General features: G+C 43.4%; 2 protein-coding genes. Both read left to right on the top strand.

Annotated features, from left to right (window positions below; translation table 11 throughout):
• On the top strand, positions 1-543 hold a 543-nt coding region (locus BMZ51_RS24220), incomplete at its 5' end, for a hypothetical protein (protein WP_208979643.1).
• Positions 544-546: 3 nt separating this feature from the next.
• The gene (locus BMZ51_RS23625) at positions 547-864 is read left to right on the top strand and encodes a hypothetical protein (protein WP_068006480.1); all 318 of its coding nucleotides are present in this window, start codon (positions 547-549) and stop codon (positions 862-864) included.
• The last annotated feature ends 614 nt before the right edge of the window (positions 865-1,478 follow it).

Here is a 1,478-nt window from a genome sequence, read left to right as displayed (position 1 = left end):
CGAGCAGCGTTGTGTTTGAAGGGCATGAAAAAATCTTGGCTGATGAAAACTCCCGAAGCAATACGCTCTAAAGCCGGAATATTGCAACACCGCCGAGGAAACTTGGGTCTCAGGTCAGTTGCAGGGGTCACTACTGCAGTTATAGCGGGTGTAATTGGTGTTAAGAAACCTCTTACGAAATGGGATGATAAAGATCCTGCTACAAATAAAGGGTTGCCAAACAATGGTATCGATTACGAAACAATTTCGACAGCGAAACCTCATCAAGCTACAAAGCCCCGCGATCTAAACGAGCAAACGCTTTGGAACCGTATTACTAATGACGCATCTGCTGGGCGACCGTTGCCGGGCTTAAATAATGATCCACGCTTTAAGTCGGCAGATGGGTTCCAAAAAATGGAAGCAGTTCATACAACGCCTAGCGGCGAGACAATCACAATCCATTATCAGTACAACTCAAATTCAGGTAGAGCATATGATATGAAGTACACAACACCGCAACGGACACCACCTGTTTTGCAACCTGGTCCAAGTTTGGAGTAAGTAATGAGAATTAAAGAAGCTGGCCGTGCAGTCGATGTAGAGGTATATGGGATTTACTGGGCAGAATATCAAGGAAAGTTACAGCGAATGCACTTTGTTGTACCTTATGAAGGGTATGAGGGATTTGTTGCTGTGCCTGAGGTGGAGTGTGTCGTTACACAGCCGCAACTTAACTCAAACTTTCAAGTGATAAAAAATTCAGAGGGACAAGACCTCATTCTACACGAAGCGCTAATAGAGGGCGATTTGTTAGATGAATTAATTGAACACGAACCGCGGGCAATGCAAACTTTTAAGAAGCGTCTCACAAAAAAGGAATAGCACCCAATTTGAAGCTGAAATTGTGATCCCGAAAGGTACTCAAATTCGTGTTGGTAGAGTAGCTCCCCAGCCTATTGGATCAACAGGGTCAAGTATCTAGGGGGGCAAATCAAGTGCTGTTACCAAGAGACTATCCAAATACCTGGATTAAGTCTGTATGTGATGGAAAAACCGGGAAAAGCTATTCGCTCGATGAATTCAAAGCTAAATTTCCCGATTAATTCAACTGAGGTAACGCAGTGAGAAGTATACAAGAAGAAAACCTTTTAGACTTAATAGAAGCGATCCAGCGAGAGTTGGCTCAAGATGGCCGGGATACAGCTTACCCAGGGTTATCGAAATCTCTAAATATTCTGAAGAATAAAGATCGAAATGGTTATGGAAAACTGAAACATCATTTATTGAGTGACTTCAGGCGGCTGTATGATAATAGACACGACAATGATGCATTGAACCGACAGTTTGAATCAGCTTGTCAGCTGGCAGAGCAAATAGTATCATCAAAAGGATGAGTTACATGGCGGTGTTGCAATATTCCGGCTTTAGAGCGTATTGCTTCGGGAGTTTTCATCAGCCAAGATTTTTTCATGCCCTTCAAACACAACGCTGCTCGC

The sequence above is a fragment of the Pseudovibrio axinellae genome (assembly GCF_900110875.1).
Classification (GTDB): Bacteria; Pseudomonadota; Alphaproteobacteria; order Rhizobiales; family Stappiaceae; genus Pseudovibrio; species Pseudovibrio axinellae.
Note: the sequence above shows the minus strand (reverse complement) of the source record. Positions and strands in the feature narration are given on the sequence as shown.

Coding starts and splice junctions, on each gene's coding strand:
- BMZ51_RS23625 (WP_068006480.1), top strand. CDS start 547: ATGAGAATTAAAGAAGCTGGCCGTGCAGTCGATGTAGAGGTATATGGG.